Consider the following 18,488-nt stretch of genomic DNA (forward strand, 5'->3'; position numbering starts at 1 on the left):
GGAAAGCATTTGTATTAGGCCACTCACACCGCGCCAAGCGGTCTTCCCTGGTAGCTCAGCGGTAGAGCATTCGACTGTTAATCGACAGGTCGCCAGTTCGAATCTGGCCCGGGGAGCCAAATTATAAAAAGCCTTTGCAGCGATGCAGAGGCTTTTTTCTTTTTCGGTGCAATGGTTTCCCGCTGACATTTCACAGGTTTGGTGAAATGTCCGAGAACTGGTATTTCCCAAAAATGAACCGCTGCTGCGCTTCATGGTACATTGTGCTCTGACACTGCACCTGCGACCAGTAGGCTCCGGCCGAACGGGTGACAGGGCGACCTCCGAACGATCGCCAAAAGCCGGTACCGCAACGCCCGAGGAGCGTGAAATGAAACTTGTGCCTTTGCTTTTCGCTGCCGTCTTGCTCTCTCCCGGCCTTTCGCTGGCGGCTCAATGTACGCCGAATAACGGCTCGGCCCGGATTCTGGCATCCCCGAACCCGGACGACATCCATCCGGACTGGAGCGACGGCTCTACTATCGGGTTAAGCTGGACCTTCGAAGGTAAGGAAGTCGGCGACAGCGGCGACTACATGAAGGGAAAGCTGATTTCCCCGCGTGGCGATGTCGCCAATAAGGGTGTCTATATTATTGCCCGCGAATGGGATTGCGCCGAATAGGCCCGACACGTTGCAGAACTGAGCCCGATTTCCCGTTGATCGAACGGAAAAAGCAGTGGAGAATGGCGCCAGTTCGGCGGCCCGCGCCATGACCCGCTGGCGGCGTTTGCAACTGTTCGTGTCCCAGCAGGAATCTATCCCTTGATCCAGACATCCGTCACCCGACTTCGCGCTCTCAGCCTTGCCGTTGGCACCTTCGTCGCTCTTGTGCTGCCGCAAACGGCTGCGATGGCGGCGCCGAGCTGCTGGTCGCTGTTGCAGAGCAAATACGGACCGGGCATCCTGAAGGCCGCCGACGAAGCCGATCCCTGCGCCAAAATTCCGGGCTTCGACAAGAAGGAGCGCTTCAACCTCACCGGCCTCGATCTCTGCACCGCGCCGGATGGCGTGCAGATCAACGCCCAGGCTGACCTTGCCTGCAAATCGAGTTCGCACGGACTTCTCGGCGGCATCGATATGAAGGGCAAGCTGCAGGCATCGATGTCCGTCGATATCGGCGCCTGCAAGGTCACCGACGCCCGTGTCAGCGTCAGTGGCCCCGTCGGCGAATTGCTGAGCTCGGTCGGCGATATCCAGAATCTGGCGCGCAATTTTGCCCAGAGGAAGATCTCCGAGGTCTGCGGGCCCCACTAGCCGCGTGCGCTGAAAAGCGGCGGCCTGTGAATTCAGGCCGCCGCCCCCTGTGGCAAACTGCTGTGCCGTTGCCCTTTTGTACTCATGCCCTCTTCACTTTCCGCCATCGCCGCTCCATATTCCGGGCATGGCAAGATCCCCGAAAAACTCTCCCGCTCGCGATGATCGAAATACCGGTTTCGAGGAGGCGCCGCAGGCGCCGTTCGAAGGCGCGCCGCTGTCAGGCGGGGTTGCCGACTGGGTGAAGCAGCTCGAAGCGGAAGCGGAGATTTCCGGCGTCGAGACGCAGCGCGAGATCGCCTCCAAGGCCGGCAAGCATCGCAAGAAGGTGGAAATCGCCGCCTCCAAATCGGCGCGCGGCACCTCCATGGGCGGTTCGACCGATCCGAAGACGCGGGCTGCCGCCGGGCTCAACCCCGTTTCCGGCATGGATACTTCGCTGGAAGACGCCGCCAATGCGGGAACGGCCGTCACAGCCACCGTCGAGGCGCTGTCGGCGCTGATCGAGAGCGGCAATCCGCTGTTCAAGGACGGCAAGATGTGGACGCCGCATCGCCCTGCCCGGCCGGAAAAATCGGAGGGCGGCATCAGGATCCGCATGCAGTCCGACTATGAGCCCGCCGGCGACCAGCCGACGGCGATCAAGGAACTTGTCGCCGGCATCGAATCCGGCGAGCGCAGCCAGGTGCTGCTCGGCGTCACCGGCTCCGGCAAGACCTTCACCATGGCCAAGGTGATCGAGGCGACGCAGCGGCCTGCCCTCATCCTGGCGCCGAACAAGACGCTGGCGGCTCAGCTCTATTCCGAGTTCAAGAATTTCTTCCCCGACAATGCGGTGGAATACTTCGTCTCCTATTACGATTATTACCAGCCTGAAGCCTATGTGCCGCGCTCCGACACCTTTATCGAGAAGGAATCGTCGATCAACGAGCAGATCGACCGGATGCGCCACTCCGCTACACGCTCGCTGCTGGAGCGTGACGACTGCATCATCGTCGCCTCCGTCTCCTGCATCTACGGTATCGGCTCTGTCGAGACCTACACGGCGATGACCTTCCAGATGACGGTCGGCGACAAGCTCGACCAGCGGCAGTTGCTCGCCGACCTCGTGGCCCAGCAATACAAGCGCCGCGACATGGATTTCCAGCGCGGCTCTTTCCGGGTGCGCGGCGATACGATCGAGCTCTTTCCTGCCCACTTGGAAGATGCGGCCTGGCGGATCTCGATGTTCGGCGACGAGATCGACTCGATCACCGAGTTCGATCCACTGACCGGCCACAAGACCGGCGACCTGAAATCGGTCAAGATCTACGCTAACTCGCACTATGTGACGCCACGCCCGACGCTGAACGGCGCCATCCGCCACATCAAGGAAGAGCTGAAAATGCGGCTGGCCGAGCTCGAAAAGGGCGGCCGCCTGCTGGAAGCCCAGCGGCTGGAACAGCGCACCCGCTACGACATCGAGATGATCGAGGCGACCGGTTCCTGTGCCGGCATCGAAAACTATTCGCGCTATCTCACCGGCCGCAACCCGGGCGAGCCGCCACCCACCCTGTTCGAATATATCCCCGACAATGCCCTGCTGTTCATCGACGAGAGCCACGTCTCCGTCAGCCAGATCGGTGGCATGTACCGGGGCGACTTCAAGCGCAAGGCGACGCTGGCCGAATACGGCTTCCGCCTGCCGTCCTGCATGGACAACCGGCCGCTGCGGTTCGAGGAATGGGACGCCATGCGCCCCAACACCATCGCCGTGTCGGCGACGCCCGGAAACTGGGAAATGGAGCAATCCGGCGGCGTCTTTGCGGAGCAGGTCATCCGCCCGACCGGGCTGATCGATCCGCCCGTCGAGGTGCGCTCCGCCCGCACTCAGGTCGACGACGTGCTCGGCGAGATCCGCGAGACGGCGGCTGCCGGCTACCGCACGCTGGTCACTGTTCTCACCAAGCGCATGGCCGAGGATTTGACGGAATACCTGCACGAACAGGGCGTGCGTGTGCGCTACATGCACTCCGACATCGACACCCTGGAGCGCATCGAGATCATTCGCGACCTGCGGCTCGGTGCCTTCGACGTGCTCATCGGCATCAACCTTCTGCGTGAGGGCCTCGACATCCCGGAATGCGGCTTCGTCGCCATTCTCGATGCAGACAAGGAAGGTTTCCTGCGCTCCGAGACGTCGCTGGTGCAGACCATCGGCCGCGCGGCGCGTAATGTCGATGGCAAGGTCATCCTTTACGCCGACAACATCACCGGCTCGATGAAGCGGGCGATGGAGGAAACCTCGCGCCGCCGCGAAAAGCAGATGGCCTACAATACCGCCCACGGCATCACGCCGGAATCGGTGAAGGCCCGGATTTCCGACATCCTCGACAGCGTCTACGAGCGTGACCACGTGCGCGCCGATATCTCGGGCGTGTCGGGCAAGGGCTTCGCCGATGGCGGCAACCTGGTTGGCGGCAACCTGCAGGCCCATCTCAACGCGCTGGAAAAGCAGATGCGCGACGCCGCAGCCGATCTCGACTTCGAGAAGGCAGCAAGGCTGCGCGACGAGATCAAGCGCCTCAAGGCCGCCGAACTCGCCGTCATGGACGACCCTATGGCCCGCCAGGAAGCCAGGGCGGTCGAGGGCGACAACGGCAAGCCGAAGGGCAAGCGCCAAACTGCCGTCTCCGCCCTTGCGGGGGAGATGCCGCCGCAGCCCACAGAGGGGCGCGCAACCGCAAATTCCGCTTCATCCACCTCCTACTTCCAGAAACCGTCGCTCGACGACATGGGGCCCGGCACCGATACGGCCCGGCCGCTGTTCCGCAAGAACAGCCTCGACGAGATGACGGTCGGGCGGACGGAGAAGCCAGCGGCGGGCAGCCTGCCGGAACGCCCGCCGGAAACGGTGAGCAGCAAGAAGCGCTTCTCGCCGCTGCTCGAAGGCCAGCCGGACAAGGACGGCAGCCCCGCATCCGGCAAGGACGACCCTCGCCCGATCATCCGCGCCAAGGCCGGCGCCGGCTCCTACGAAGACGCCGGCGACGTCAAGCGCCAGAAGCGCACCAAGGGCAAGACGGGACGCCCGGGGCGGTAAAAACAAGGCCGGCCGAGCGCAAAAAGCGAAAAACTTGGGCCCGGCGGCGCTCGTTGATGGGTTGCGGCCGCGCTGTTAAGACTAAGGCAATCTCCGCATGGCAAGCCATATGTCACTTGCCTTAGAGAGGACGAAACCATGGCGCTGATCGGCTTCAAGAATACCCACAACCAGCCCGTCTACGTCAATCCGGCGCAGGTGCTCTATGTCACGACCTTCGAGGAAGACGTGTCGATCATCGCCTTTGCCGTATCCGGCGCCGGCGGCAATCCGCTGACGATTTATGTGCGCGGCAATGTCGACCAGATCCGCCTGAAGATCGACGGGACCGCCCAGCGCTGATGATGCAGAGCGGCGCAAACGGGCGCCTGTCGCAACACTCCGCTGCCTGCGTTCAGACGTAGGCGATGCAGCGAGCGAAGTTCTCGCCAGCCTGCGCCCTCACCCGAACACCTCGCCGGGATAGGCACCCCAGATGGCGGCCTGCCTGATATAGCCGGTGAGCCGCGGCCCGCTCAGATGCACGCGGCACCAGCTGCCGTCGCAGGCCGATAGCCTCAGCAGCACCTTCGGCTGCAGCACCGCGATTGCGCTCGCCTTGGCATTGGCGGCCACCCGCAGCGGCACGTTGGCCGAGAGCCAGGGGCCGACAATGCCGGTCCGCTGGCCCGATAGCAGCGAGCCATACATCCACCCGGACGTGCCGTCGGAATCCCGCACCTGCCGCCAGCGGCCATATTCCTGGATGACCTCGAGCGGCAGGCCGGGCGCGACATAGATGAAGCGCGTCGCATAATCGAGCGAAGGCCCGATGCGCAAGCGCGCCTTGCGCGGCTTCAGCGACACGAAACGCGGCACGGGCAAGCCGCTTTCGCTGCCGCGCGCAAATCCGGGCGCCAGCACCGGAGCCGAAGAACCAGTGCCTGAAAGCAGCGGCGCTGCCGATGGCAGCGGCTGCGAGAGTGGCGATACCAGCAGCACAATGGCCGAAAAACCGGCGACCGCCACAAGGCTGCGGGACAAGGGCGCCCTCACCGGCAGGCCGAGACCTTCTTCAGCGCCGCAGAGATGCCGTCCAGCGAATAGGTATAGCGGGTCGGCGTGCCGCGTTTCGAGGTGGCGCTGACGGTCATGTCGCTGCCGCCGCGCATTGCCGCCACGAGATCCGGCTCCTGCGCCACGTCCCGCACCCAGGCGGCATTGTCCTTGGACACCATGGCGAAGCGCTTGTCGTCGACCGAAACGGTGATCGGCGCCCCCGGCTTCAGCATATAGCCGCGCACCGCCTCGGGCACGAAGCCGCCATCCGCAGACGGCGACACCAGGAAGAAGTTCTTTCCGTGATCGATCCCCGCAGGCTCCATCTTCGTCGGCATCGAAAGCGCATAGCAAACCGTCCCCGACTTCGCCGCATAGGAATAGACGCCCCAGTCATCGAACTGCTGGATCCGGCTAGGCTCGGCAAACGCGGCGGCAGAAGAGACAAGAACGGCAGCGACGGCGAAAATGGGGAGTTTTGCGGGCATGATATTCCAGACAGGTTTCGGACAAACTCAGGCCGGATTTCAGAACATTTCCGGCCACGCGAAGGCCCAATTGGAGCCCGTCGAGGGTTACCGGGAGGTTAATGGGGTGGTTACGATATTGTGATGGGGGGTTGTGAGATCGGATCTACCGCCTGAGGCAAGAACCGGCGCAGGCAACTTCCGGAGCTATTTCCGACTGCGTCTGATAACATCACAAAATACTTCATCATCCGACTGTATATGAGGAGAAAGAACGTCTAGGTAGGATTTGAGCCTAGCTTGCAATGAATCATTTTTCTTTGGAGTTTCTGAATAGTTGGAAATCTGCCGAACTGATTTGATAGAAAGCAACTGCAGCAACACTCGAACGCCCTTTTTATCCGTCAGCCCTACGCTACGGGCGTCATAAGATCCTGGAAACCCAGCCAACTCGGGAAAAAGCTCTCCCTGTAAGGTACGGTTTGTCTTAGTTTGCCTCGCCTCGACATCGCTTAGCATGCGCCTCAAGGCCATTGTTTCAAGCTTCCGCGACTCTGCAATGATTAGATTGGAATGCCTAACTCTCAATTCACGGATAACTTCTTCGTATGTATACTAACCTTTAAGGCCAAGTTCGTGCGAAATACTTCTAAGAGCGCCGCGCAAGTTCATTTCGTCAAACTCCATTGGCACGCAAGACGAATCATAAGATCAAAAGGTGAACTTAAAAACCAAGCCAGTCAAGCATACTACAAAATAGAGTCCGAGCATCACGGCCATATTGGAGTATAAGAAACTGATACAACGGCGCATATATAGAATTGCCACCAAACAGATCAAATCTTGCATGTAGCGTTAAGCTTCGAAATGCGATCGCAGCCGCGTATCGTCACACTCAAAAACTACTCGATTTCTGGAAAAGAAGACAACGGTTAAAGATTTTCCCGTCTATTTTGGCGCCTAAACGAGGTCACTCACTCCGCCGCCCGTAACTCCACCACGTCCATCTCGTACCCATACTCCTCGAGCATCGTATACGCGTGCTCGATCGTCTCCACCTGCGCCTCCGCCTTGCGGATTGCCTCGGCAATCGCCGTTGTCCGCGCGCGGAGCATGGAGCCTAGGACGTCGGCTTCGGGGCGGCGGCCGAGGCGGTCCATGTGTTTGCGGACGCGGGCCCGGTGGCGTTCCAGCTCGAGGATGTGGAAGCGGTTCTTGACCGCCTCGTCCGAGAGTTTTCGGCGCATCGCGGCAACCGGATCGAATGACCCGGGCTCGCGCTCGTCGAGAATGAAATCGTTGACCAGCGCCTCGATCATTGCCGCCCCCTGCAGGTCGCGCGGGTCGGCGAGCTGCGGATCGTAGCCGGTGTCGTCGTAGACCTTGCGGCGGATCGGGTCCTGCAGCAATTCGTACACGGCCTGCAGCCTACCAAAGTGTTCAGCATCGCCGCCGCTGTCGGGATGGGCGGTCTTGGCAGCTTTCCGATAGGCGCTCTTGATCGCATCGAGGCCCGCATCGCGCGCGAGACCGAGCATCGCATAGGGATCCATCATCTTGCTACCTCTTCCGCCTGCCCGCACGCACCCACTCCGACTAGCCTCTTGCACGCCCGGCTTCAACCCCCGCAGCGCGTTGATATCATCGGCCTTGCTCGGGACCAAATTGTGGAAGCCGTCACGATATCCCCGACTTTAAGGCAACCACAACCTTATGGCGACTGGCCGTCGGCCGCATGCCGAAAACCTGTGCCAACGGGCGCGAAAATCACGCCGCCGGGCCATCGGGGCGGAGGCTTTATAGGCGGAATATAACGGACCATGCCGGTGGTCTGCGAGGTCAGAAATGTTCGCCTGAAACTGCCCGAAACCACGTCCGGGAAGAGCCGGAATCCCGATCCGGGACAGCGAAAAATGCATCAACGCAACCTCCCGAAATGGCACAACCGGCTTGCGTAGGGCTTCAAAAACCCTTCAAACCCTTGATTTAAAGGCGCTATGCCGCGCAGGTTGAAACGTGTCAAAATTTTGTCGCTTGCTTTTTTAAAAAAATGCTGCCACGAATTGGTTCTCGGGCATTTACTTGCCGGTGACTGGACAGATGTGGCAAAGCCTGCGTAGACGTTCTTTCCCCGTACGTGACTACTCGACCCGTCTTCCGCGCCGCGCGAAGGCACAACCGTCCGGCTTCGACCACCGGGCAAAATGGACTAGAGGGAAAAGGACTATTTCCATGGCGACCAAGGGCACCGTTAAATTTTTCAACCAGGACAAGGGTTTTGGTTTCATCACGCCAGAAGGCGGCGCGAAGGATGTGTTCGTTCACATCTCCGCTCTCCAGGCTTCCGGCATCCAGTCGCTGCGCGAAGGCCAGCAGGTCACGTTCGACACCGAGCCGGATCGCATGGGCAAGGGCCCGAAGGCCGTCAACATCTCGGCTTTCTGAGACCCGTCCAGTCACGAAGAAATTTTACAAGAACGGCGTGCTGCAGGGCGCGCCGTTTTTTTGTGTTTTGAGCCTGAGTTGATGCTTTGGGAATTGCCTGGGAGGGCCACCTCGTTGGTCGGCGCCCCCCTCTGTCAGCTGCGCTGACATTTCCCCCACAAGTGGGGAGATTATTCTTTTCCCTTGCGGACCTTGGCTTTCGGCTGATCTTCCTCTTGCGGGCTGACCGCTCCCGGCCAATCTCACCCTTGTGGGGGAGATGTCCCACAGGGACAGAGGGGGGCGATCTGGCACCGCAACTTACCTCCCGGCGACCCTGTCAGGCCGAAAGCACCGTCGGCTCGGCGGGCGAGAAATCCACGGCGGCAAAAGCGGCGGCGATGACCTCCGGCCCCGCGCCCGGCTTTGCCACATCGCTCGACAGGATCTGCCGGAACCGCCTCGCCCCGGTCATGCCCGAAAACAGCCCGATCATATGGCGCGTCACCTGCTGCAGCCGTCCGCCAGCGGCGATATGGGCGCCGGCATATGTCATCATCGTATCGCGCAGCGCCAACCAGTCCGGCGCGCGAAAAGGCTTGCCGTAGATGCGGTGGTCGACATCGGCGAGAACCGCCGTATCGCCATATGGAGCCCTGCCCAGCATGACGCCATCCACATGGCGCAAATGCATCTCCGCCTCGTCCAGCGTCTTGATGCCACCGTTGATGCCGATGAACACATCCGGAAAACGCTGCTTCATGCGGTAGACGATGTCGTAGTCCAGCGGCGGGATATCGCGATTTTCCTTCGGCGACAGGCCCTTCAGCCAGGCCTTGCGCGCATGGATCCAGATGGCGTCGGCGCCGGCGTCCAGCACCCGCACCATCAGGTCGGGCAGCGCCACCTCCGGGTCCTGCTCGTCGACGCCGATCCGGCATTTCACCGTCACCGGCAAACCGGTCACCGCCTTCATCGCCGCCACAGCAGAGGCCACCGTATCCGGCGTCAGCATCAGGCAGGCACCAAACGTGCCGGATTGTACCCGGTCCGAAGGGCAGCCGACATTCAGGTTGATCTCGTCATAGCGGTAATCCGCGGTAATCCGCACCGCCTCGGCAAGCTTGCCCGCATCCGAACCGCCGACCTGCAGCGCCACCGGATGCTCCTCGGCATGATGCCCGAGCAGCCTGTCGCGCGGCCCATGAATGATAGCATCCGCGACCACCATCTCCGTATAAAGCAACGCTTCCCGGCTGATCTGCCGATGCAAAAACCGACAATGCCGATCCGTCCAGTCGATCATAGGTGCGACGGCGAAGATCTTGCCGCCGGATGCATAGGGCGACGCTGTCGGCACGGGCGCCGTGGAGGGGGATGGGGAATTCATTGGCGTATCGCTCGGGATCTTCATGTCGGGAGCGCAGGGCCCTTGGGCGTGCGTGCATCGCTCTATATAGCGGAGCCGACAAAAAAGCGAGGCCCGGTCGGGCATGAAGCCGACCGGGCCCTGTGATGTTCCGATATTGGCGCTTTAGATAAAGGCGACCGGCATCTGGATCGGCGCGCGCTTGGCGCCGTAGTCGCGTTCGTGCGACGAGAGATTGACTTGCTTTTCCTGGGCGCGGACCAGAGCTTCGAGTGCCGGATGCAGCGCTTCTTCGCGGGAAAAGTCGATGGCATCGGTTTCGATGGAAGCGGCGCGCTTGCGGGCGTTGAAGAAATTGAAGATCATGGTCGGGGCCCTCCTGATAGCTGCCGGATAAACGACGCATGCGCCGTCTTCGTTCCCTTCCTAGCATGTGAGTCGTTAAAAATTAACCATGCTGCACTGCACTAGGAAGAGCCATCAGCATAACCCGCAACGAAGACAGCGACGCGACAGCAGCAAGGCGGAAATCGGGCGTTCCCGAGGCCATCCGACAAGGCGAATTCGTCGTCTGACGCGAACTAAATCTTTAGTCGTCGAACTCGAACTTGTGCTTGGAAAGCTGCCACTCGCCGTTCGCATCCTTCTCGACGCGCTTGTTGCCGCGATAGAAAATCGGCTTGTTGACGCGCTTGTCGATGGCATAGCGGCTCGGCGTCCATTTCGCCTTGGGGTCGGTCCCGGTCACCGAGGCCAGTGCCTCCTTGAACTTGCCTGCCTTGTACAGCGTCATGAATTCGTCGTCGGCCATGTCAAAGTCTCCTTAAGCGTCGGCGGCGCGCGCGCCGCCCGTAAATTCAGCGGATCAGCAGCGCCGTCCCGTACAGCCCGAAGCCGAATACCGTGTGAGCCACCAGGTTGAGCAGGCGAGCATTGTTCGGATTGGGCGTCTTCGATGCTGCCCAGCCGATGCCAAGCCCCGGCTGCAGCAGGAACCAGCCAGCCGCCACGGTGACGATCGCCCAGATCCAGGCAACCAGGAATGTCGGCGCCTGCAGCCAGCCCGGGCCGGTGATCGCCACCAGCAGGAAGGCATAGGCGATGCCGACAGCATAGTGGCCGATCCAGCCGAGCGCCAGTTCGTGGGCATAGGGCGCGCTCGCATTGATATCGTCGTGAAACACCGTGCCATGGCTGAGGTGATAGAACCAGCGGCCGACCGGCGCCCAGTTCGGCATGCCGCTGCCGGAAAGCCGGGCGTAGAGGATCGCCCAGAGATCCATGAAGATCGTTGCGCCAATGCCGATGACAAGGCAGCGCCAGAAAATGTCGACCATGTGAAATCCGATAATTTGGGACGCCGGAAGCAGGCGCGCACCAAACCATAGGCGCACCGGCGAAAGCAATGCCCATCCATCGAAGCCGGCCAAAAGAATCGCCTCGCCCCAAGCTTTCAGGCCTCGGATCCGGCCGCCCTTGCTGTCGCCGCCGCATTATTGCGCTACAAAGCCTCAGAAGACGCGCACGACCCTTGCGAAGGAGAGAGATTTGACCGCCATCGACACGCTTTTCATCCATGCCCGGCTGGATGACGGATCCTTCAGCGACATCGCCGTCACCGGCGGCCGCATCGTTGCCATCGGCGCCAGCGGCAGCCTCGGCACCGGCGCCGGCACGACCGTCGACCTCGGCGGCGCGCTCGTGGTACCCGGCTTCGTCGAAGGCCACATCCATCTCGACACGAGCTTCTACGGCGGCCCGTGGATTTCCCACAAGCCCTGCACAGCCGGCTTCGACGTGCACGAGCGCGTCGCCTTCCAGCACCAAAACCTCGCCATTGCCGAACCGATGGATGTGCGCGCCAGAAAGCAGCTCGAGCTTGCCATCGGCAACGGCGCCACCGCCCTGCGCAGCCATGTGATGGTCGACGGCTCCGTGGGCCTCAAGCACCTCAAGGAGATCCTGAAGGTCCGCGACGAGTATGCCGGGCTGATCGACATCCAGCTCGTCGCCTTCCCCCAGAGCGGCATCCTGAAAAGCCCGGGTACACCAGGACTGATGGACGAGGCGATTGCCATGGGCGCCGATGTCGTCGGCGGGCTCGATCCGGCCAGTTTCGACCGTGACCTCGGCGGTCATCTCGACGTCATCTTCGACATTGCCGAGCGCCGTGGCGTCGATATCGACATCCACCTGCACGATGGCGGCACGCTCGGCCAGTTCACCATCGAGGAAATTTGCGCCCGCACCCGCTCGCTGTCGATGGAGGGCCATGTTGCCGTCAGCCACGCCTATGGCCTTGGCGACCTCGCCCCTGACGCGGCAAAGCGCGCGGGCGAGCAATTGGCGGCCTCCGGCGTGTCGATCATGACCAACGCGCCCGGCAACCACGCCTTCCCGCCGGTGGCGCTGCTGCGGTCGGCCGGCGTCACCGTCTTCAGCGGCAGCGACAACATCCGCGATAGCTGGTGGCCCTATGGCGATGGCGACATGCTGGGCCGCGCCATGATGATCGGCTACCGCTCCGGCTTCTACACCGACGAAGAACTGCGCGCCGCCTTCGACGTCGTCACGACCTCGGGCGCCAAAGCGCTGCGGCTGGAGGACTATGGCCTGACGGTCGGCTGCCGCGCCGATTTCGTCACGCTGACGGCCGCCCATGTCCCGGAAGCCGTCGTCTCCGTGCCAAAACAACGCTCCGTCTACAAGGGCGGCAGGCTGGTGGCGGAGAACGGGATGGTGGTGCGGTGAGGCGGTGGCTCGCTCCTACCCTTAGCGACCCGAACCAAGCTCTCGCTTGAAGGCCGCCGTCACGATATCGATCAACTGCCTGTGGATGGCACTCCTGGAGCGGCCGCCGTCCCTGCAGATCGGATCGCCGATCTCCTTTGCCATAGCGGTCTCTTCAGCCCCCGGCTTGCATTCGGCGAACATGCTGAAATGACTGGCGTCCGGGATCGTCGAGTATCTCGACTTTAAAATCGCCTTGGCAACTCCGGCCGCATCTGCGGTGGCTGGAATTGCACCCGGCTTGCCAAGATTGACGATCTCGACGGGAATGGAAATTTCCGCGAACGTCCCGGGCTGGAAAATGTCGATCGGCGCAGGGTCGATCGCCATTGCAAATCGAATGCGCTTGTCTTCGCTATGACGGCCGGAGGACTGCATATCCATGGCATGAAGATCGACACCGCTTTGGCGAACCCAGCCACAAAGCGATGGGTTGAGCGCATCCGTGTCGCAATAGCTTGCGAGCCGCTGCGGATCGATCCGGGCACCGGCCAGCGCCAAGGCTGTGCTGCCGCCCGCTGACAAGCCCAGTGCTCCTGTCTTGTCGCTTTCCAGATGCTCTTTGAAAAAGGCGTCTTTCCCGATTGCATCCAGAGTATCGCTGATATCGCCAGGTCTCAGCCAAAGTTTCATCGTCTCCGCTGCGGATCGCCCGGCCCCCGAATTGCCAGGGTGGTTGGGAGCCGCGACGATGAAACCCTCGCTAGCCAGTGGCGCTGCGAGCCAGCTCAGCGCCTGCGCGTTTCCGGCGATACCGGCGCCATGCGAAAGCAAGACAACGGGAAATGCACCCTCCGAGATCGGAGCGCCAAGCATGGCAGGCGTTCCCACGAAGAACGTGCTTTCTCCGAGCAGCGTGGATTTTCCACCGGGGAGCGCCTGGTACCAGACGGTAACGTCTAGATCGGTGCCGCGCTCAGGCGACGGTACGGAAATTTCGCGCACTCCGACATTCTCACTGGCCAGGGCTCGCTGCTGCGCCGGCATCGTCAAGACTGTAGCCATGCACAGTATGGCGATGGTTTTTAGTGGAGAAAGCATATTGGTCCTCATGCTTGCGAGCGCCGAGGAGTAAGTTTCCGCGTGTCGTGGCGGAGAGAAGGCCGGCGCGCTTCGAAGCACAGCATCGACCACGGTCCTCAACCACGCGACCTTGATCGCAATCCCGGACGTCCGAAATCGCGATTGAGGTCCATGCCGGCGCCAGGTTGCGACCGCAGCCTTCGCACCTCCAATAAAATCATCACGCAAACGGCACCACACAGTGCTGGATTTGTTGCCGGAATCGCGAGACAAAAGGCTCTGATCAGTGAAAGAGTTTGCGCCATGACCGACCTTGCCACCGTCATTCCCCTGCCCCATCCCACCCTTCTGCCTGTCGATGGAATGGCTACGACCTTTCCGGTGCGGCGTGTCTATTGCGTAGGCCGAAACTATGCCGACCACGCCATCGAGATGGGACACGATCCCAGCCGTGAGCCGCCTTTCTTCTTTCAGAAGAATGCCGACAATCTTCTCGTCGGCAGCGACTTTCCCTACCCACCACTTTCCAGCGACGTTCATCACGAGGTCGAACTCGTCATCGCGCTGAAATCCGGCGGCAGCGATATCCCGGTCGAGGCGGCCTTGGGTTGCATTTACGGATACGGCGTCGGCATCGATTTCACACGCCGCGACCTGCAGGCCGTTGCCAAGAAGGCAGGCCGCCCCTGGGAGGTTGCCAAGGCCTTCGAGCATTCGGCACCCGTCTCAGCCCTAGTACCCGCCGAGCGCACCGGTCATCCTAACTCCGGCGCCATCTGGCTCGAGGTCAATGGCGAGCGCGTGCAGAACGGCGACATCGAGCAGATGATCTGGAAGATCCCCGAAATCATCGTCGAACTGTCGAAGCTGTTCACGCTTGCCGCTGGCGATGTGATCCTGACCGGCACGCCGGCGGGCGTTGGCCCTGTCACCAAGGGCGACCGTATTACCTGTGGCGTCGATGGCGTCGCCACGATGTCGCTGACCGTCATCTGACCGGGAGAACGCCATGCCGATCTATATGCTGGGAGGACTGACCCCGAAGACGCCGCCTGCCGGACGCTACTGGCTGGCGCCGGATGCGTCGATCATTGGAAAGGTCGAGCTTGGCGAGGACGTCGGCATCTGGTTTGGCGCGGTATTGCGCGGTGACAACGATCCGATCGTCATTGGTGCACGGACCAATATCCAGGAAGGCAGCATGGTCCACACCGATGCCGGCTTTCCGGTCGTCATCGGCGAAGGCTGCACGATCGGTCACCACGCCATCGTCCACGGCTGCACCATCGGCGACAACACGCTGGTCGGCATGGGCGCCACCATCCTCAACGGCGCCCGCATCGGCAAAAATTGCCTCGTCGGCGCAAATGCACTGGTGACGGAAGGCAAGGAATTTGCCGACGGCTCGCTGATCGTCGGCTCGCCCGCAAAAGCGATCCGTCTTCTCGACGACGCCGCCATCGAAGGCTTGCGCCGCTCGGCAACAAGCTACGTCGCCAACTGGCAGCGTTTCGCACGGGATCTGAAGCTGGTCGATTAAAAGTCAAAAGCGCGCTACAATCGCTGAGATCAGCGTGTCACGCTTTACCACTGTTCCCGGACATTTCTCCGCTAGACATGCCTCAGCGTTTGTCCTCGGGGGATTTGTCGAGGGCGCGATCAAAACCCTTTTCCGCCGTCTTCTTCAGTTCTTCGCGATGGGCGTCGGCCTGTTTCGGGTCGCTCCGCGCCGCATCGCTTGTGGGATCCAGCTTTTTCGCGTCGACGTCGTTGTTGCTGTTGTTGTTGGCTGCAGCCTTGTCGTTGGTCATTCTTTTCTCCTGGTTGCCATCCCCAACCAGAAGCGATGCCATAGGTTCCAACGCAGCTATCAGCTAATGGACCTCACACGGTCGGCAGCATGCCGTTCAACCGTAGCCAGGTCTCCACCAGCTGGGTCCAGCTGCGCACCGATGGCCGGGTCTTGCCCATGCCCCAGCCGTGGCCACCGGATTGGAAGATGTGCAGCTCGGTGTCGACATCAGCAGCACGCAGTGCGCGGAACAGCATGAGGCTGTGGTCGACGGGCACGATAGGGTCATCCATCGCATGCGCGACGAAGGTCGGTGGCATGTCTTCCGTGACGTGCTGCTCGACCGAAAAGGCCTCGCGCATGTCTTCTGTCGGCTTCTTGCCGCAGATCTTCAAACGGCTCATGGTCTGGTCGAACGGCGCCATCATCGTCACGACCGGGTAGAGAAGGGCTGCGAACGCGACGTCGCTTGGCGAACTGTCGATTTCGTCGGTTTGCACGTAGAACTGCTCGGCGGCCTTGGTGGCCAGCATCCCGGCAACGTGGCCGCCGGCGGAAAAGCCCATCACGCCCAGCCTTGCCGGATCGATCCCGAGGCGTTTCGCCTCCGTGTGGAGGATCTTCATAGCCCGGATACCGTCGAGGAACGGCGCATGGATGCTCCAGCCCTCCTGCGGCACGCGATAGACGAGTTCAACGGAGGTGATGCCACGCGACGCGAAGTAGATGGCAGCCGGCGTGCTTTCGTTGACGATATCGACGCGCGCATATCCGCCGCCCGAACACATGAGCATCGCTGCCCCGGTCGGCTTGTCCGGCTTGTGGATGATAATGCGCGGCAGCGAGATCTGTGTCAGCGACCCGCGCGGCGTCAGGTTCTCGCCCTGGCCCGGACCGGCGCCACCCGGAGGTGAACCCGTCCAGAGGTTGATCACCTCGATCGTAGAATTCTGGGCAGGGTCTGGCGTGGCCGCCACCGCTGCGGTTGTCGTCGTCTGGACGGCTGCGGCTGCAACTGCCGCGCCAACCAGGAAATTTCGTCTTTTCAAATCCATCATCCCTGCCCCGTCAGAAGCATATGACTGAACTATGTCACGAATTTATTTCGAATAACGACTATAATGCACTGCAATATGGATGGTTGCTTTTTAGCATCGATTTTCGACGACTTTTCCACAATCGCAATTTTTGACACCCACTCGGATCAGCTAGGTACAATAGCGTAACCCATTGATTTCATTTCAAGACGTGCTTCTTGATATTCCACCGGTCATGATACCAGAGCCATTGCTCCGGATTTTCCCGTACCCAGCTTTCCACCTTGTCGTTCATCATCTGGGCAGTGGCCGGCAGATCGAGTGCGCCGGTATCGGTGCGCGGCAGCTCCATCCTTGGCTCGATTTCCAGCCGGAAGCGATTGTTCGGCAGCCGGACGCAGCGGGCCGGATAGACCTCGCATTCGAACTGCCGCACCAGCTTCGGCAGCAGCGGATTGGTCTTCACGTCGCGGCCGAAGAATTTCGTCCGCAGTCCCTTGCGGAATTTCTGGTCGACGAGCACGCCGACGCTGCCGCCCTCGTCCAGCTGGCGCGCGAGGGCAAAGGATGAGCCGGCATGCGAGGGAACCAGATGACCCATCCGCTTGGCGCGGAAGTCGTAGACTTTCTTTGCGACATAAGGATTGTTCGGAGGCCTGAAAAGCACGGTGACTTCAAGTCCGAAAGCGGCACTGGCCACCGGCAGCAATTCGAAATTTCCAGTATGGGCGGTAAAAACGATGAACGGCCGTGGATTGTCGCGCAATTCCAGAAAGATCGGTACGCCGGAAACCTCGATGCGGCCCGGCTCGCTCTTCTCGGGATCGAAGTCGAAAAGGCGGTCGAGGAACACATATTCCGCCGCCAGCCGCCCCATGCTCCCCCAGCTGGCAAGCGCAATTGCCTCGATCTCCGCATCGCTCTTTTCCGGAAAAGCATTGCGCAGATTGGTGAGCATTAGCGCATGACGACGCGTACGCGGACCGACCTTGCGCATCAGCCAGTCGGCAAACCGTATGCCGCCATCAGCTGGAAACAGCTTCAGGAAATTCAAGAACCCAAAGGCCAGCTGCGCGATCGACCATTGGCGAAAGTGCCGAAAGGCCAGTACGATCCGGGTGATGAAGAGCTTCACCGGTCAATCCATCTTCAGGATGATCTTGCCGAAGATCTGCCGCGACTCCATCCGCTCAAGCGCCCTGTCGATGTCGTCGAAACTTACTTCCGTGTCGATGACGGGATGCACGTAGCCGCGCGCCATCTTCTGCATGGCATCAGCCATGTTTTCCATCCGGCAGCCGAACGAGCCCATCAGCTTCAACTGCTGCTGGAACAGCATCATCAGGTTGATTTCTGTGGAGACGCCGGATGTCGAGCCGCAGGTGACCAGCCGGCCACCGCGCTTCAGGCAGAACATCGACTGTCCGAACGTGTCCTTGCCGACATGTTCGAAGACGACGTCGACGCCCTTCTTCTTGGTGAGCTTGCGCACCACGCCCTCGAAGCGGTCGACGCGGTAGTTGATGACGTGATCGGCGCCAAGCGCCTTGGCCCGTTCGATCTTGTCGTCGGAACCGACCGTGGTGATGACGGTGCAGCCAATGTTCTTTGCCAGTTGGATCGCCGCCGAGCCGATGCCGGAGCCGCCGGCATGGATGAGGATGGTCTCGCCGGACTGCAGCTTGGCATTGTCGAACAGCATGTGCTCGACTGTACCGAAGGTGACCGGGGCAAGCGCTGCCGCGATGGCATCGACGCCGGGAGGCGCCGGCACCAGCAGACGGGCCGGCAGGTTGACCTTCTCCTGCGCAAATCCGTCGAGATGAAAGCCATGCACGCCGCTGACGTTTTCACAAAGATTATCGCGGCCCGCGCGGCAGTGATGGCAAAGGCCGCAGGTGCGCGCGCCATAGATCGACACCAGCTGGCCCGGCAATACGCTGGATACGCCGGGGCCGATGGCTTCGACGACGCCGGATGCTTCGGCACCGATGACAAGCGGCATCTTGCGCTTGGCAAAGGCCATGCCGCGCCATCCCCAGACGTCGATATGGTTCAGCGCCACCGCTTTGACGCGCAACGTCACTTCGCCGGGACCGGGAGCATCCGGTTCAGGAAGGTCGGTGATTTCAAGCTTGCGGTCGTCGACGAGTTGCAAAGCACGCATGGAAA

20 protein-coding genes and 1 tRNA gene are annotated in these 18,488 nt (G+C 61.2%); 9 read left to right on the forward strand and 12 right to left on the reverse strand.

The genetic code is table 11. The features are described 5' to 3' along the window. The first annotated feature begins 44 nt into the window (after positions 1-44). From J5289_RS12415 to J5289_RS12435, 5 genes are all read left to right on the forward strand, one after another. Positions 45-119, forward strand: a tRNA-Asn gene (locus J5289_RS12415). Between the two features lie 251 nt (positions 120-370). Further along, positions 371-661 carry a hypothetical protein gene (locus J5289_RS12420; protein WP_209183956.1) on the forward strand — a complete coding sequence of 97 codons (291 nt, stop codon included), beginning with the start codon at positions 371-373 and terminating at the stop codon, positions 659-661. A 141-nt stretch (positions 662-802) separates the two neighbouring features. Then, positions 803-1,294 (forward strand): hypothetical protein, encoded by a 492-nt coding sequence (locus tag J5289_RS12425; RefSeq protein WP_247749104.1) that lies wholly within the window; start codon positions 803-805, stop codon positions 1,292-1,294. Between the two features lie 127 nt (positions 1,295-1,421). Then, on the forward strand, positions 1,422-4,376 hold the full coding sequence (gene uvrB / locus J5289_RS12430; RefSeq protein ID WP_209183957.1) for an excinuclease ABC subunit UvrB: 2,955 nt from the start codon (positions 1,422-1,424) through the stop codon (positions 4,374-4,376). Between the two features lie 138 nt (positions 4,377-4,514). Continuing rightward, positions 4,515-4,718, forward strand: coding sequence for a hypothetical protein (locus J5289_RS12435; protein WP_142823061.1), 204 nt, complete (start codon positions 4,515-4,517; stop codon positions 4,716-4,718). A 99-nt stretch (positions 4,719-4,817) separates the two neighbouring features. Here the strand turns inward: J5289_RS12435 and J5289_RS12440 are convergent, their stop codons facing one another. From J5289_RS12440 to J5289_RS12450, 3 genes are all read right to left on the reverse strand, one after another. Then, on the reverse strand, positions 4,818-5,399 hold the full coding sequence (locus J5289_RS12440; RefSeq protein WP_247749105.1) for an SH3 domain-containing protein: 582 nt from the start codon (positions 5,397-5,399) through the stop codon (positions 4,818-4,820). An 8-nt stretch (positions 5,400-5,407) separates the two neighbouring features. After that, positions 5,408-5,902 (reverse strand): invasion associated locus B family protein, encoded by a 495-nt coding sequence (locus J5289_RS12445; protein WP_209183958.1) that lies wholly within the window; start codon positions 5,900-5,902, stop codon positions 5,408-5,410. Between the two features lie 953 nt (positions 5,903-6,855). Then, positions 6,856-7,437 carry a DnaJ domain-containing protein gene (locus J5289_RS12450; RefSeq protein WP_111223034.1) on the reverse strand — a complete coding sequence of 194 codons (582 nt, stop codon included), beginning with the start codon at positions 7,435-7,437 and terminating at the stop codon, positions 6,856-6,858. 676 nt (positions 7,438-8,113) lie between these two features. Between J5289_RS12450 and J5289_RS12455 the strand changes: the two genes are divergently transcribed. Beyond that, positions 8,114-8,326 (forward strand): cold-shock protein, encoded by a 213-nt coding sequence (locus J5289_RS12455; protein WP_111223035.1) that lies wholly within the window; start codon positions 8,114-8,116, stop codon positions 8,324-8,326. A gap of 319 nt (positions 8,327-8,645) precedes the next feature. Here J5289_RS12455 and dusA read toward each other — a convergent pair whose 3' ends face one another. The 4 genes from dusA to J5289_RS12475 form a co-directional block, all read right to left on the reverse strand. Beyond that, a complete protein-coding gene (gene dusA, locus J5289_RS12460; protein WP_247749140.1) occupies positions 8,646-9,611 on the reverse strand; it encodes a tRNA dihydrouridine(20/20a) synthase DusA in 966 nt (321 codons plus the stop codon). A gap of 228 nt (positions 9,612-9,839) precedes the next feature. Next, the gene (locus tag J5289_RS12465) at positions 9,840-10,040 is read right to left on the reverse strand and encodes a hypothetical protein (RefSeq protein ID WP_209183960.1); all 201 of its coding nucleotides are present in this window, start codon (positions 10,038-10,040) and stop codon (positions 9,840-9,842) included. A gap of 223 nt (positions 10,041-10,263) precedes the next feature. Next, positions 10,264-10,485 (reverse strand): hypothetical protein, encoded by a 222-nt coding sequence (locus tag J5289_RS12470; protein ID WP_111218049.1) that lies wholly within the window; start codon positions 10,483-10,485, stop codon positions 10,264-10,266. Between the two features lie 46 nt (positions 10,486-10,531). Beyond that, positions 10,532-11,011, reverse strand: coding sequence for a DUF2938 domain-containing protein (locus J5289_RS12475; protein WP_209183961.1), 480 nt, complete (start codon positions 11,009-11,011; stop codon positions 10,532-10,534). 211 nt (positions 11,012-11,222) lie between these two features. Here J5289_RS12475 and J5289_RS12480 point away from each other — a divergent pair, with 211 nt between their 5' ends. Further along, positions 11,223-12,425, forward strand: coding sequence for an amidohydrolase family protein (locus J5289_RS12480; protein WP_209183962.1), 1,203 nt, complete (start codon positions 11,223-11,225; stop codon positions 12,423-12,425). A gap of 21 nt (positions 12,426-12,446) precedes the next feature. On the opposite strand, the gene J5289_RS12485 is transcribed toward J5289_RS12480, so the two are convergent. Continuing rightward, positions 12,447-13,469, reverse strand: coding sequence for a prolyl oligopeptidase family serine peptidase (locus J5289_RS12485; protein WP_247750564.1), 1,023 nt, complete (start codon positions 13,467-13,469; stop codon positions 12,447-12,449). Between the two features lie 321 nt (positions 13,470-13,790). Between J5289_RS12485 and J5289_RS12490 the strand changes: the two genes are divergently transcribed. Beyond that, a complete protein-coding gene (locus J5289_RS12490) occupies positions 13,791-14,483 on the forward strand; it encodes a fumarylacetoacetate hydrolase family protein (RefSeq protein ID WP_209183964.1) in 693 nt (230 codons plus the stop codon). Positions 14,484-14,496: 13 nt separating this feature from the next. Further along, on the forward strand, positions 14,497-15,027 hold the full coding sequence (locus J5289_RS12495; RefSeq protein ID WP_209183965.1) for a gamma carbonic anhydrase family protein: 531 nt from the start codon (positions 14,497-14,499) through the stop codon (positions 15,025-15,027). Positions 15,028-15,109: 82 nt separating this feature from the next. Here J5289_RS12495 and J5289_RS12500 read toward each other — a convergent pair whose 3' ends face one another. The 4 genes from J5289_RS12500 to J5289_RS12515 all read right to left on the reverse strand — a co-directional run bounded on the left by J5289_RS12500 (position 15,110) and on the right by J5289_RS12515 (position 18,483). Further along, positions 15,110-15,298, reverse strand: coding sequence for a hypothetical protein (locus J5289_RS12500; protein WP_209183966.1), 189 nt, complete (start codon positions 15,296-15,298; stop codon positions 15,110-15,112). A gap of 73 nt (positions 15,299-15,371) precedes the next feature. After that, the gene (locus J5289_RS12505) at positions 15,372-16,328 is read right to left on the reverse strand and encodes an alpha/beta hydrolase (RefSeq protein WP_209183967.1); all 957 of its coding nucleotides are present in this window, start codon (positions 16,326-16,328) and stop codon (positions 15,372-15,374) included. 187 nt (positions 16,329-16,515) lie between these two features. Further along, entirely contained in the window at positions 16,516-17,451 is a 936-nt protein-coding gene (locus J5289_RS12510) for a lipid A biosynthesis lauroyl acyltransferase (protein ID WP_209183968.1), read from the reverse strand. 3 nt (positions 17,452-17,454) lie between these two features. Then, the gene (locus J5289_RS12515; protein WP_209183969.1) at positions 17,455-18,483 is read right to left on the reverse strand and encodes a zinc-binding dehydrogenase; all 1,029 of its coding nucleotides are present in this window, start codon (positions 18,481-18,483) and stop codon (positions 17,455-17,457) included. Positions 18,484-18,488: the final 5 nt, after the last annotated feature.

The organism is Rhizobium sp. B230/85, assembly GCF_019355735.1.
Taxonomy (GTDB): Bacteria; Pseudomonadota; Alphaproteobacteria; order Rhizobiales; family Rhizobiaceae; genus Rhizobium; species Rhizobium rhododendri.

What these genes read in the sequence shown, in the direction of transcription:
- J5289_RS12420 (WP_209183956.1), top strand. Translation starts at nt 371, where the DNA reads ATGAAACTTGTGCCTTTGCTTTTCGCTGCCGTCTTGCTCTCTCCCGGC.
- uvrB (WP_209183957.1), top strand. Translation starts at nt 1,422, where the DNA reads ATGGCAAGATCCCCGAAAAACTCTCCCGCTCGCGATGATCGAAATACC.
- J5289_RS12435 (WP_142823061.1), top strand. Translation starts at nt 4,515, where the DNA reads ATGGCGCTGATCGGCTTCAAGAATACCCACAACCAGCCCGTCTACGTC.
- J5289_RS12445 (WP_209183958.1), bottom strand. Translation starts at nt 5,902, where the DNA reads ATGCCCGCAAAACTCCCCATTTTCGCCGTCGCTGCCGTTCTTGTCTCT.
- J5289_RS12450 (WP_111223034.1), bottom strand. Translation starts at nt 7,437, where the DNA reads ATGATGGATCCCTATGCGATGCTCGGTCTCGCGCGCGATGCGGGCCTC.
- J5289_RS12455 (WP_111223035.1), top strand. Translation starts at nt 8,114, where the DNA reads ATGGCGACCAAGGGCACCGTTAAATTTTTCAACCAGGACAAGGGTTTT.
- dusA (WP_247749140.1), bottom strand. Translation starts at nt 9,611, where the DNA reads ATGATCGACTGGACGGATCGGCATTGTCGGTTTTTGCATCGGCAGATC.
- J5289_RS12465 (WP_209183960.1), bottom strand. Translation starts at nt 10,040, where the DNA reads ATGATCTTCAATTTCTTCAACGCCCGCAAGCGCGCCGCTTCCATCGAA.
- J5289_RS12470 (WP_111218049.1), bottom strand. Translation starts at nt 10,485, where the DNA reads ATGGCCGACGACGAATTCATGACGCTGTACAAGGCAGGCAAGTTCAAG.
- J5289_RS12475 (WP_209183961.1), bottom strand. Translation starts at nt 11,011, where the DNA reads ATGGTCGACATTTTCTGGCGCTGCCTTGTCATCGGCATTGGCGCAACG.
- J5289_RS12485 (WP_247750564.1), bottom strand. Translation starts at nt 13,469, where the DNA reads ATGGCTACAGTCTTGACGATGCCGGCGCAGCAGCGAGCCCTGGCCAGT.
- J5289_RS12490 (WP_209183964.1), top strand. Translation starts at nt 13,791, where the DNA reads ATGACCGACCTTGCCACCGTCATTCCCCTGCCCCATCCCACCCTTCTG.
- J5289_RS12495 (WP_209183965.1), top strand. Translation starts at nt 14,497, where the DNA reads ATGCCGATCTATATGCTGGGAGGACTGACCCCGAAGACGCCGCCTGCC.
- J5289_RS12500 (WP_209183966.1), bottom strand. Translation starts at nt 15,298, where the DNA reads ATGACCAACGACAAGGCTGCAGCCAACAACAACAGCAACAACGACGTC.
- J5289_RS12515 (WP_209183969.1), bottom strand. Translation starts at nt 18,483, where the DNA reads ATGCGTGCTTTGCAACTCGTCGACGACCGCAAGCTTGAAATCACCGAC.